Origin of the sequence: Heminiphilus faecis, from assembly GCF_008728965.1 — a bacterium.
In the GTDB taxonomy this organism is placed as follows: Bacteria; Bacteroidota; Bacteroidia; order Bacteroidales; family Muribaculaceae; genus Muribaculum; species Muribaculum faecis.
In genome coordinates this window covers 48,324-59,100 of the sequence record NZ_VSMC01000020.1, presented here as the reverse complement: position 1 = coordinate 59,100, position 10,777 = coordinate 48,324, and the positions used below count along the sequence as shown (strand labels likewise).

At 52.0% G+C, this 10,777-nt stretch carries 8 protein-coding genes; all 8 read left to right on the top strand.

Annotation, left to right across the window (positions count from 1 at the left end):
- Positions 1–465: 465 nt before the first annotated feature.
- On the top strand, positions 466–1,650 hold the full coding sequence (gene porV / locus FW767_RS09380) for a type IX secretion system outer membrane channel protein PorV (RefSeq protein WP_121699758.1): 1,185 nt from the start codon (positions 466–468) through the stop codon (positions 1,648–1,650).
- 108 nt (positions 1,651–1,758) lie between these two features.
- Positions 1,759–2,235 (top strand): 2-C-methyl-D-erythritol 2,4-cyclodiphosphate synthase, encoded by a 477-nt coding sequence (gene ispF, locus FW767_RS09375; protein WP_121699757.1) that lies wholly within the window; start codon positions 1,759–1,761, stop codon positions 2,233–2,235.
- Between the two features lie 59 nt (positions 2,236–2,294).
- Positions 2,295–3,245, top strand: coding sequence for a PCMD domain-containing protein (locus tag FW767_RS09370; RefSeq protein WP_121699756.1), 951 nt, complete (start codon positions 2,295–2,297; stop codon positions 3,243–3,245).
- Positions 3,246–3,385: 140 nt separating this feature from the next.
- Complete coding sequence (gene secD, locus FW767_RS09365) at positions 3,386–6,271, top strand: protein translocase subunit SecD (protein ID WP_121699755.1); 2,886 nt, start codon at positions 3,386–3,388, stop codon at positions 6,269–6,271.
- A gap of 261 nt (positions 6,272–6,532) precedes the next feature.
- Positions 6,533–7,645: an aldose epimerase family protein gene (locus FW767_RS09360; protein WP_369863431.1), complete on the top strand. Its 1,113-nt coding sequence runs from the start codon at positions 6,533–6,535 to the stop codon at positions 7,643–7,645.
- Positions 7,646–7,668: 23 nt separating this feature from the next.
- On the top strand, positions 7,669–9,363 hold the full coding sequence (locus FW767_RS09355) for a sodium:solute symporter (RefSeq protein WP_121699753.1): 1,695 nt from the start codon (positions 7,669–7,671) through the stop codon (positions 9,361–9,363).
- A 24-nt stretch (positions 9,364–9,387) separates the two neighbouring features.
- The gene (locus FW767_RS09350) at positions 9,388–10,074 is read left to right on the top strand and encodes an NUDIX hydrolase (protein ID WP_121699752.1); all 687 of its coding nucleotides are present in this window, start codon (positions 9,388–9,390) and stop codon (positions 10,072–10,074) included.
- A gap of 6 nt (positions 10,075–10,080) precedes the next feature.
- Positions 10,081–10,770 carry an L-ribulose-5-phosphate 4-epimerase gene (locus FW767_RS09345; protein ID WP_121699751.1) on the top strand — a complete coding sequence of 230 codons (690 nt, stop codon included), beginning with the start codon at positions 10,081–10,083 and terminating at the stop codon, positions 10,768–10,770.
- Positions 10,771–10,777 lie beyond the last annotated feature (7 nt).

Sequence of the window (10,777 nt, the reverse complement as noted above, 5' to 3'; positions counted from 1 at the left end):
ACAAAAAATCTCTAATAACTCTTGTGTTAAGCGGTTAATGTTATTTGGGCCAAAAGGGTCAATCATATTATGGCCAAAGGGGTGAATTCTGTTTGGCCAAAAGGGTCAAAGTAGAGTGGCTTTTCCACCTTTGCAAAAGAAATGAGTTATTTGACAGCATAGCACCGCAAATCGCTGAAAATCGCACGGTTTCCAACTCGTTACCGCTGTTTCTCAAATACTCCGTTAAATGTTTATTCCTCAAACGGTTGTGCCAAACCGTTGAAAATCTAAAATAAACTCATAAGCCTTAAAAATCGGTCCTGTTTAATGTTAATCGCGGGGAGAGCATGTGGCTCTCCCCTTTTTGTGAATCAATAAGATCAATTTGTCCAATGGATCAAATAATCGGTGAAGTTTTTTGGGAGCCGGGCAATAAAACGAGGGTAAACGGGTTATATTAACATAACGTTATTACGTAAGGAGATGTATCGTTTTACAAATAGTGCTATAGGAGCGTTGCTGGTTGCGGCGGCAGCCCACATGACGTGTTACGGGCAGAGCAAGGATGACTTCAATCCGATACAGACGGGTGTGACGTCGCTGTCCATAGCTCCCGACGCCCGCGGTGCATCGATGGGCGACATAGGCGCGGCTACGGAGCCTGATGCCAATTCGCAGTTCTGGAATCCGTCTAAGTACGCGTTTGCATACAGCAATGCCGCTGTGTCGCTGAGCTATACTCCATGGCTTCGCAAGATTGTCAATGACATATTTCTGGCCAATGTAGCCGGCTACTGGAAGGTAGGGCGCGACGACAATCAGGCTTTGAGCGCTTCGCTACGATACTTTTCGCTCGGAGAGATCGACACGTCGGGCGACGTGTACGGCGGCCGGAGCCTTACCCCTTATGAACTGTCGGTCGATGTAGGGTACTCCCGCAAGTTGTCGGAGAAGTATTCGATGGGAGTGGTATTGCGCTATATTTATTCCGACCTCGGCTTCTCTACCTCATACGCCGGCGACCAGCAGACGGGTGCCTCGGCTTTTTCGGTCGATGTGGCCGGCTACTATACGACGTATCCTGTGATAGGACGCAATGAGTGTCAGTGGTCGCTTGGCTGGAACCTGTCCAACATAGGGTCGAAGGTGAGCTATAATGACGGCGAAGACCCGGCCTTTCTGCCGGCTAATCTGCGCATAGGCACGACGTTCACGTTTCCGCTGGCCGACTACCATAATCTGGCTCTGTCGCTTGACCTGAACAAACTGCTTGTGCCGGCCAAGCCCCGGCTTAAAGACTATGGCAGCGAGGAGGAGTATCTTGATGCCGAGGCCGACTGGGAAAATATGTCGTCGATAACGGGCATATTCAAGTCGTTTTCCGACGCCCCGGGGGGCTTCAAGGAGGAATTGCGCGAGATAATGTGGTCGGTAGGAGCCGAATACAGTTACAACCGGCAGTTTTTTCTGCGTGCGGGTTACTACTACGAAAACGAGTTCAAGGGGGGGCGCAAGTACTTCGCCATGGGCGCGGGCTTTGCGCTCAATGTGCTCAGTCTTGACGCGGCCTACATGATAGCCTCGCAGCAGACTTCGCCTCTCGACCAGACACTTCGCTTCACCCTGACATTTGACATGGACGGACTGAAAACACTCTTCAGCCGGTAACTCCGTGCGTCGCAACATATTATATGGTAAAAGGCCAAATTTTATTTGGTTATGACCCGCCGATGCCTTATATTTGCTAAAATTGCTGAAAATAAAAAAAGAAGGATTATGGATATAAGGGTAGGAAACGGATTTGACGTGCACCGTCTTGTCGAGGAGCGCGAGCTGTGGCTCGGCGGGGTCAAGGTGCCTTATCATATGGGGTTGCTGGGGCACAGCGATGCCGACGTGGCGCTGCATGCGCTTAGCGACGCGCTGCTCGGAGCGGCGGCCATGCGCGACATAGGCTACCACTTTCCCGACACCGACGAGGCTTACCGCGGCGCTGACTCGCGTGTGTTGCTGCGCCGGGTAAGGGAGCTGCTCGCCGAGGCGGGTTATAAGGTGGGCAATGTGGACCTTACAATAATGGCGCAGGCACCAAAACTGCTTGACTACATACCGGTCATGACAGAGCGCATAGCGGCCGACTTGGAGGTCGACGTGTCGGCTGTGTCGGTTAAGGCTACGACTACCGAACGGCTCGGCTTCACCGGCCGCGGCGAAGGTATAGCGGCTATGGCTACTGCGCTGATATACAGATGAACTGTGAATTGGCGAGGCTCCACTGCGGCAAGGCTTGGCATTGACTTCATGCTCGTGTTATGAGAAGGATATTGATGATACTGTGTATTATGTCAGCGGCTTCTTTTGGCGTCGCACAGACGGTCGAGCTGATAAAGTACGGCGACTTCGAGAATTGGATCACGCGCAATATCCATGAGTCAAGAGTGCTCGGCGGCAAGGTGAAGCAGGTCTACGAAATAGGGCCCGAGGAGGTAATGGACAACTCCAAGCCCTACAGCAACAAAGGGGGCTCGCCGTGGGCCACGTCAAACGTCATGGCCAATGTGATGGGCGTGGTGAAGGGGAGCAATGCCGTGTTTCCGGACAAAAATCCTTCAGGGGGCCGGTGCTGCATGATGACGACAATAATAGAGAAAGTGCAGGTGCTGGGCCTTGTCAATCTGAAAGTGCTTGTGGCCGGGTCGATATATCTCGGTTACAATATAGAGCCGATACGCAACGCATCCAATCCCTATTCCAAGATGGAGATGGGAGTGCCCTTTAGCCGGCGGCCGAAAGCGTTGCGCTACGATTATAAAGTCGAGATACCCGAAGGTGCGCGGCGAATGCGTGCCACCGGCACTTCGTCCAAGCAGCTCGAGGGGTCCGACAATGCTGAGGTATACATACTTCTGCAGCGCCGCTGGGAGGACTCCGAAGGCAATATCTACGCCAAGCGTGTTGGCACCGGCCGCGAACGCTACGGCTCGTCGTGTGGCTGGCGTCACGGTCACGAACTGCCGGTATATTACGGCGACATATCGTCGCATCCCGAGTACAAGGATTACATGGGTCTTATACCGGCCGACCGCAGCTATTATGCCCGCAACAGCCGAGGCAAGATGGTGCCTGTACGAGAAGTGGGCTGGGACAGCGCCGACGCCACTCCCACCCATATGCTGGTCATGGCCTCGTCGGGCTGCGGCGTGGCCTATGAAGGTACTCCCGGAATGACCTTGTGGGTCGACAATATAGCCCTTTTGTATTGAAAAACACGCTTAAATACCCACGATAAGGCTAATTTATCGACAATCTGTTGTGGTAATGACGGAAAAAAGAATTATATTTGCACCCTGAAATTCTTATGAATAAATTAACATAATAACTTAATATCATCAACTAACAACACATGCAAAGCAAAGGTACGACCGGAAGCGTAATTTCCGGAGTGATAGCTATCTTCTTGGTGCTCGTGTGTCTGTTTTATCTCTCGTTTTCATGGGTGACCAGCCGTTACGAGAATAAAGCGGAGCAGCATGCGTTGGTCGTGGCCAACGGTGACGCCAACGGTGAGGCATACAAGAAAGCCTACAAAAACTACATCGACTCAATCGGTAAAGAGAAAGTTTACCCTGTATTAGGCTATACGTTCAATCAAGTTCAGAAGATGGGCGTGGGGCTCGGCCTTGACCTAAAGGGCGGTATGAACGTAATCCTGCAGGTGTCGGTACCCGACATCCTCCGCTCGATTGCCAATGCCGACGACAATTCTACGTTTAACCGCGTGCTCGCCGCTACCGACTCGGTAGTGAAGAAGAGCAAGACCAGCGACTATGTGGCCGCTTTCTTCAAGGAATACAAGCGCGTCGATCCGGCAGCCGACATGGCGGTAGTGTTCAAGAATGTTGCCAAACGCGGTGAATCGGCCGAGCAGGTAGAGGCTACCGTGAAGCAGGAGGTTAAGGACCGGGTGTCAAGCTCGACCAACGTACTGCGCAACCGTATCGACCAGTTCGGTGTTGTGGCTCCCAATATTCAGGAGCTTGAAAAGGACGGCCAGATACTTCTCGAGCTTCCGGGCGTAAAAGAGCATGACCGTGTGCGTGAACTCCTAAAAGCATCGGCTAACCTCGAATTTTACGAAGTATACACTCTTGACGAGATACAGAACCAGCTCATGGCCCTTGAGACCGCTCTCCGCAGCGACTCGACCGGCACCGCCTCGACTCTCTTCGGCTACTTCGACGGCAGCGGCTATCAGGGCACTCCCGTGGTAGGTATGGCCACTCAAGCTCACCGTGAGGTCATAGACTCCATACTCGGCAGCGTGACCGCAGCCCGTATACTTCCCTCGAACCTCAAACTCCGCTGGGAGGTAAAACCGCAGGAAGTGCAGTACACCGACACCGTGACCAACACTACCCGCAAGGCCGAGATATACTCGCTCATAGCGCTGAAGTCAAACAACGGCAAGCCCGCTCTCGGCGGCGACGTTGTAGTGTCGGCATCGAGCGACTTCGACAACCTTCAGGGCAACTATGTGTCGATGAACATGAACAGCGACGGCGCCAAGGCTTGGGCACGTGTGACACAGAACAACCTCGGCAAGCCCGTAGCCATCGTGCTTGACGAGCATGTGTACTCATATCCCCGCATCAACTCTGTAATCGAGGGCGGCCGCTCGCAGATAACCGGCAACTTCTCGGTAGAGGACGCCAAGGACTTGGCCAACGTGCTCAAATCGGGTAAGATGGCCGCCAAGGTCGACATAGTAAGCGATACAGTCATCGGTCCGTCGCTCGGCAAGCAGGCCATACACGACGGCTTCCTGTCGTTTATCATAGCTCTCGTGCTGCTTATGATCTTCATGATGGCTATTTACGGTTTCATACCGGGCCTCGTGGCTAACATAGGTCTTGTGTGCAACCTCTTTTTCACGATGGGTATCCTCGCTTCGTTCCAAGCCGTGCTTACCCTGTCGGGTATAGCGGGTATCGTACTCGCGCTCGGTATGGCGGTTGATGCCAACGTGCTTATCTTCGAGCGTACAAAAGAGGAACTTCGCGCCGGCAAGAATATCCGTCAGGCTATCGCCGACGGTTACAGCAACGCTTTCTCCGCGATTTTCGACTCTAACCTTACTTCGATCATCACCGCTGTTATCCTGTTGCTTTACGGAACAGGTCCTATCAAGGGTTTTGCCACTACGCTTATCATCGGTATCGTATGCTCGTTCTTCACGGCAGTGTTCCTGACCCGTCTGGTGTTTATCGCTTTCGGCAAGTCTTCGGCTTTCCAGCGTCTTACATTTACTACCAGCCTGTCCAAGAACCTGTTTACCAACACCCGTGTCAACTTCCTCGGTCAGCGTAAGCTGTCGGCTGTAGTGTGCGCCATATTTGTGGTAGTAGTGACTGTATCGCTCTTTGCCCGCGGTATGAACCAAGGTATCGACTTCTCCGGTGGCCGCAACTACATTGTGCAGTTTGACCATCCGGTGAAGACCGACGTGCTTGCGCAGAAGCTGGCTCCCATGTTCCCGGGCGCTTCGCTTTCGGTAATCACTATCGATAATGACACAAAGGTGCGTATCTCGACCAACTATAAGATTGACGGCGAAACCGACGGCGTGGACAAAGAGATCACACAGATACTTTATGAGGGCCTTCAGGATGAACTCGGCGGCATGTCGCTCGAGGACTTCTCGACCACTAACGAGAATGTAGGTATACAGAGCTCGCAGAAAGTGGGTCCGACTATCGCGGCCGATATGAAAAAGGACGCTTATATAGCCGTTATCCTGTCGCTTATAGCGATGTTCCTCTACATCCTGCTCCGCTTCCACAACGTGGCTTTCTCGGTAGGTGCTCTTGCAGCAGTGGCCTTTACGGCATTCACCATCATCGGTTTCTACTCGCTCTTCTGGGGAGTGCTTCCGTTCTCGATGGAGATCGACCAGACGTTTATAGCCGCTATCCTTACCGTGATCGGTTATCAGATCAATGATACTGTGGTAGTCTTTGACCGTGTGCGCGAGAATACACAGCTTTATCCCAAGCAGGACTTCTTCACGCTTATCAACCAGTCGATCAACAGCACGTTGGGTCGTACAATCATGACTTCCGGTTCTACATTGCTCGTGCTGCTCTGTATCTTCATCCTCGGCGGTGAGTCGATACGCAGCTTCACATTCGCTATGCTGTTCGGTGTTATCACCGGTACTCTCGCCACTATCTACGTGGCAGCTCCGGTGGCTTATCTTACCGACAGCCGTCGCAAAGCCAAGAAAGCATAATAACCCACATCCACAATGATAAAGTCGGGGCACTCCATAGCGGGGTGCCCCGACTGCGTATATAATAATGCGTATTAGTCCAATAGGACCAATTGGACTAATACGTCTAATCGGTAAATGCTAAATTATGTTGTAAAACATATAGAAAAATTTTTCAACTGTCAAAATAAGTGTTACTTTTACACCCATTAAGAATCTATATCAAGAACACAGTGAGTTATGTTTAAACTGAAGTTGAATTTGATTTGTGGAGGAGCCCTTATGCTTATGGCTTCTTGCGGTAGCAAGAACGCGGCTCCCGAGTTGACTGATTCGGGCCTTGATCCGAACAAGTTTGTGGCTGAAGTGGATGGCAAGTCCACCGGCCTTTATGTGCTTAAAAATGCAGCAGGCATGGAGGTGTGCATCACCAACTATGGAGGCCGCATAGTGTCGATAAGCGTTCCTGACCGCGACGGAAAGTTTATCGACGTGACTCTCGGACTTGACAGCGTTCAAGCCTATTTCCCCGAAAACAACCAGACCGATTTCGGCGCCGCCATAGGCCGCTATGCCAACCGCATCGACCATGGCCGTCTGCCTCTCGGGGGCGATACCATACAACTGCCTACCAATAACTTCGGACACACTCTTCATGGCGGTCCTACCGGCTGGCAGTACAAGGTATATGATGTGAACGAGGCCAATGACTCCACATTGGTGCTGTCGATCACATCGCCCGACGGTGACAACAACTTCCCCGGCGAAGTTACAGCGCAGGTTACCTACACGCTTACTGCCGACAATGCCCTCGACATCGACTACGAGGCCGTGACCGACAAGCCTACGGTAATCAACATGACCAATCACACTTATTTTAATCTTAACGGCGATCCGTCCAAGGCTATCACCGACAATGTGCTTGTGATAAACGCCGACGGATATACTCCTGTCGACAGCACCTACATGACTACCGGCGAGATACTTCCCGTAAAAGACACCCCGATGGACTTTACTGCTGCCAAGGAAGTTGGCGCCGACATCAGGAACTTTGACTTCGAGCAGATCAAGAACGGTAACGGATTTGACCACAACTGGGTGCTCAATGCCGCAGGCGATATCTCGCAAGAGGTTGTAAAACTGACTGCACCCGCAACCGGTGTCACGCTCAGTGTGTATACCAACGAACCGGGTATCCAGTTCTACTCGGGTAATTTCCTTGACGGAACGGTAACCGGCAAAAAAGGTGCGGTATACAATCAGCACGCCGGACTCTGTCTTGAAACACAGCACTATCCCGACAGCCCCAACAAACCCCAATGGCCTTCTGTAGTACTGCTTCCGGGCGAAAAGTATTCAAGCCGTTGTATTTTTAAATTCGGTATCGAAAAATAACTAACCATCAATAACCAATCACCATGCAATTTCTTGACTGGCTTGTCATAGGGCTTTTCTTTATAGCCCTGATCGGCATTATCGTATGGGTAATGCGTCAGAAGCAGAATAATGCCGCCGATTACTTCCTCGGCGGTAAAGACGCTACTTGGATCGCCATAGGTGCGTCGATCTTCGCGTCCAATATCGGTTCTGAGCACCTTATCGGTCTCGCAGGCTCCGGCGCTTCGTCCGGTATGGCTATGGCCCACTGGGAGATACAGGGCTGGATGATCCTTATCCTCGGCTGGGTGTTCGTGCCTTTCTATACACGCAGTATGGTCTATACCATGCCTGAATTCCTTGAAAAGCGTTTCAATCCGCAGTCGCGCACTATCCTTGCCACTATTTCGCTTATCAGCTACGTGCTTACAAAAGTTGCCGTTACGGTTTATGCCGGCGGTCTTGTGTTCCAGCAGGTATTCGGCATCGACGAGCTCTGGGGTATCGACTTTTTCTGGATTGCCGCTATCGGCCTTGTGCTCATCACCGCTCTCTATACCATATTCGGCGGTATGAAGTCGGTGCTTTATACTTCGGTGTTGCAGACTCCGATCCTGCTGTTAGGTTCGCTCATAATTCTTGTGCTCGGACTCAAGGAGCTCGGCGGCTGGGATGAAATGATGCGTATATGCTCGTCCGTCAAGGTCAACGAATACGGCGACACTATGGTTAACCTCATCCGTGACAACCGCGACGCGCAGTATCCGTGGCTGGGTGCCCTCATCGGCTCTGCCGTGATAGGCTTCTGGTACTGGTGTACCGACCAGTTCATCGTGCAGCGTGTACTTTCAGGTAAAGACGAGAAAGAGGCCCGTCGCGGTACTATCTTCGGCGCTTACCTGAAGCTGCTTCCTGTGTTCCTGTTCCTTATTCCGGGCATGATAGCCTTTGCCCTTCATCAGAATCTCGGCGATTTCTTGCCGATGCTTCCCAATGGCAATCCCAACTCTGACGCCGCTTTCCCGACGCTTGTAGCCAAGCTTCTCCCCGCCGGTGTCAAGGGTCTTATCGTGTGCGGTATTCTTGCCGCTCTCATGAGTTCGCTCGCATCGCTGTTTAACTCGTCGGCCGCTCTCTTCACCATCGACTTCTATCAGCGTCTCAAACCGAATACCGATCCCAAGAAACTCGTGCGTATCGGTCAGGCCGCTACCGTTGTCATTGTGATTCTCGGTATTCTCTGGATACCCGTCATGCGTTCGGTGGGCGATGTGCTCTATCTCTATCTGCAGGACGTACAGTCGGTACTCGCTCCGGGTATCGCCGCCGCTTTCCTTATCGGTATTTTATGGAAGCGCGCATCGACTCTCGGCGGTATGTGGGCTCTCCTTTCGGGTCTTATCATCGGTCTTACCCGTCTTGGCGCCAAGATCTATTATACAGGTCAAGGTATTGTAGCGGGAGCCAATCCTGATGCCGGTTTGTTCCAGCGTATATTCTTCGACGAGAACTGGCTTTTCTTCTGCGGATGGATGCTCGTATTCTGTCTTGCCGTAGGTGTCGTTGTATCGCTCTGCACCAAGGCACCGTCGCCTGAGAAGATCAAGGGTCTTGTATTTGGAACCTCTACAGCCGAACAGCGTGCGGCCACCCGTGCGAGCTGGGGTACATGGGATATTGTGCATACAGTGATTATCCTTGTCATCACAGCTGCGTTCTACTGGTATTTCTGGTAATCTTCCAATAATTTTTAAAGAAATATGTTTCGCGACCAAGGTTTTTATACGGCTCATGAAAAAATGCTCGTCGGCGTGGACTGTATGGTGTTCACACTGCGTGAAGGGCGCCTGTGTCTGTTGCTGACGCGCCGTAAGTTCGAGCCCGCACTGGGGTCTTGGTCACTGATGGGCGGCTTCGTAAAGTCAGACGAGAGTGTCGACAATGCCGCTTATCGAGTGCTTCATCAGCTTACCGGACTCGACAACGTGTATATGGAACAGGTAGGGGCGTTCGGTGACCTTGACCGCGATCCCGGCGAGCGAGTGGTGTCGGTAGCCTACTATGCGCTTATAAAATGGGATGACGTATACATCGACCGGGTGAAGGCCTACAATGCCCAGTGGGTTGATGTCGACAATCTTCCTGAGTTATGCTTTGACCACCCGCTGATGATACGGCGGGCGATCAAAGCCATGCGCCGCAAGGCTACGTGCGAGCCCATAGCGTTTGAACTGCTTCCCGAGTATTTTACTCTCACGCAGCTTCAGAACCTGTATGAGACGATATTGGGCGAGCCTGCCGACAAACGCAATTTCCGCCGACGCATACTTGAGAATCCGTGCATAAAGCGTACTGACCTGATTGACAAGGTCACATCGCGCCGCGGTGCCTCGCTTTATACTTTCGATGAGGAGCTGTACGCTCAATCGGTTAAATTTAAAATGTAAACTGACATGCTTGAAGATTTAAAAGAAAAAGTGTTTCGTGCCAATCTTGATTTGGTAAAACACGGACTTGTTATATTCACTTGGGGCAATGTGTCGGGTATCGACCGCGCCACAGGTCTTGTGGTCATCAAACCCAGCGGAGTCGACTATGACACGATGAAAGCCGAGGACATGGTGGTGGTAGACCTTGATGGACATGTGGTTGAGGGCGATCTGCGCGCCTCTTCCGACACCCCTACCCATCTTGCCCTTTACAAGGCATTTCCCGAAATAGGGGGTGTGGTGCACACTCACTCCACCTATGCCACCGCATGGGCGCAGGCCGGCATAGACCTGCCCAACATAGGCACGACCCATGCCGACTACTTCCATGACGCCATACCCTGTACGGCTGACATGACCGAAGAGGAGGTCAAGGGCGAATACGAGCTTGAGACCGGTAATGTCATAATCAAGCGTTTCGAGGGCATAAATCCCGTGCATACTCCGGGTGTTCTGGTGAAGAATCACGGTCCGTTTGCATGGGGCAAAGATGCTCATGACGCTGTACACAACGCAGTGGTTATGGAGCAGGTGGCTAAAATGGCGAGCATAGCCTATACGGTCAACCCCAATCTGACCATGAATCCTCTGCTTGTCGAGAAGCACTTTAACCGCAAGCATGGCCCGGGTGCTTATTACGGACAGAAAAAATAACAACATT